We start from the raw sequence: 1,449 nt of genomic DNA, 5'->3' as shown, positions 1-1,449 counted from the left end.
TGAACTGACCCCACAAAGTTGGACGTTTACCCATCTATGCCTGAGCGGCCTGAGTTCTGTATTCAACAGGACTCAGGCCGTTTAGCTTCAGTCTGATACGCGAGTGATTGTAATACTGGATGTACTCGTCGATGCCAGCGTGAAGCTCATCAAGGTCGTTAAATTTATTCAGATAAAAAAACTCTGACTTCAGTGTGCCGAAAAAACTCTCCATGGCCGCATTGTCGTAGCAGTTACCCTTGCGCGACATGCTCGGCGTCACGGAGCTTTTTTTGAGAGCCCGCAGGTAAATGGGCATTCGATACTGCCAGCCCTGGTCTGAGTGCAAAACCGGTTTTTCATGCGGCTGAAGTCGCTTGAATGCACCTTTGAGCATCTTCCCGACCATATCGAACAGCGGCCTTCTGGCAACCTCATAGGAAATGATTTCGCCGTTGTATAGATCCAAAACGGGCGACAGATAAAGCTTCTGGCCTCCAACTTTGAACTCTGTAACGTCGGTTACCCACTTTTGATTGGGTGACGAAGCTTCGAACTCACGCTTCAAAAGATTTGGCGCTGCCTTGCCTACCTCACCCTTGTAGGCTCGGTATTTCTTCACGCGCACCAAGCTCTTGAGCTGAAGTTGCGCCATCAGTCGCTGAACCGTCTTGTGATTGACGAGATGGCCAGCGCTTCGTACCGCAGCCGTTATCCGGCGGTAGCCATACCGGCCCTTATGCTCATCGAACGTCGAACGAATCTTGTCTTTCAGCTCAGCGTGCTTATCAGCCGCTTGCAGCGCCTTTTGCTGATAGTAAAAGGTGCTGCGTGCCAAACCGGCGAACTTCAGCAGGCTTTCGAGAGAGTGCCGCGGCCTCAGTCCTATTACGATTCGCGCTTTTTCTGCTGCGCTACTCGTTTCTTCTCCTGAACCAAGGCATCGAGCTTTTTTAGGTAGTCGTTTTCCATCCGCAACTGCTTCACCTCGGTAAGCAAATCATCGCGTGAGCGCGACTCATCATCGGGTGAGTCGGGTTGAACAGGAGGAGTGGTGGTTGGCATTTTTTTCGGACGTCCGGTTCTATTAGGCTGCTTGGTAAGGGCATCAAAACCGCCCTCATCATAGCGGCGCTCCCAGAGGCTGATGATGTCGAACTTACGGATGTCGAACAAGGCCGCCGTCTGCCGATAGGACAGCTGTTCCTTACGCATACGTTTCAAAACAGACAGTTTGAAGTCGTTGCTATAGCGCTGCAGCTTTTTCTGTTTCAGCCCGGCAGCGCCATGCACCTGATAGGCCGCAACCCACTGGCGAAGGGATGAAAAATCCACATTGTGACGGTGTGCCACATCCCTCAAACCCGCGCTACCGGAACAGTAGTCCTGCACTGCTGCCAGTTTTACTTGCTCTGTGTACTTACCCATGACACCCCCAAAGGTTGTGTTCAACCTTTGGGGGTCAGTTCA

1 protein-coding gene is annotated in these 1,449 nt (G+C 51.8%); it reads right to left on the bottom strand.

What is annotated here, in order from left to right; all coding sequences use genetic code 11:
• Positions 1-34: 34 nt before the first annotated feature.
• Positions 35-1,407 (bottom strand): IS3 family transposase gene (locus FQ185_RS30040; RefSeq protein WP_149420602.1). Its coding sequence is split into 2 segments (ribosomal slippage): positions 35-936 and positions 936-1,407, totalling 1,374 coding nucleotides; the frame shifts between segments, so codons are not numbered across the junction.
• Between the last annotated feature and the right edge of the window lie 42 nt (positions 1,408-1,449).

The organism is Pseudomonas sp. ANT_H12B, from assembly GCF_008369325.1.
GTDB lineage: Bacteria > Pseudomonadota > Gammaproteobacteria > Pseudomonadales > Pseudomonadaceae > Aquipseudomonas.
The sequence above is the reverse complement of the archived record's forward strand: the minus strand, read 5'-3'. Positions and strand labels throughout refer to the sequence as shown.